Source organism: Desertibacillus haloalkaliphilus (genome assembly GCF_019039105.1).
Lineage (GTDB): Bacteria > Bacillota > Bacilli > Bacillales > KJ1-10-99 > Desertibacillus > Desertibacillus haloalkaliphilus.
In genome coordinates, this window is record NZ_JAHPIV010000151.1 from 1 (window position 1) to 432 (window position 432).

Sequence of the window (432 nt, forward strand, 5' to 3'; positions counted from 1 at the left end):
GCTGACGATTCTGAAACAGAGTTCGAGAACGACGATGAAGATAACGAATCTGTATCAGAAGAGGAAGATGAGTTCGAAGAACCGGAAGAGGATGACGAACAACCTGAGGAGTCAGAAGAAGAGATAGAAGAAAACGATGAGGAACCAGGCTCCGAAGAAGGTGAAGACTCTGAAGAACAGCCTGAAGGGTCTGAGAACGAAGAAGACGAGGGATCTGGGTCAGAGGACCAAGAGGAAGAACCCGAAAAGATAGACGACGAGGAGCCGGAAACGGAGGATCCGAACGAGGAACCTGAAGAGTCCAAGGGAGAACCTGAGCCAGAGGATCAAGACGAAGAGCTGGAAGAATCTGAGGACGAAGAGGACCCAGAAGAGGCGTCTGAACCGGAGGATCAGGATGAAGTGACTGAAAACGAAGAGGGATCGGAAGAG

1 protein-coding gene is annotated in these 432 nt (G+C 50.5%); it reads left to right on the forward strand.

From position 1 onward, the window contains the following. Positions 1 to 432 (forward strand): hypothetical protein (locus KH400_RS21290; protein ID WP_217228058.1); only part of this gene is annotated, 432 nt, incomplete at both ends.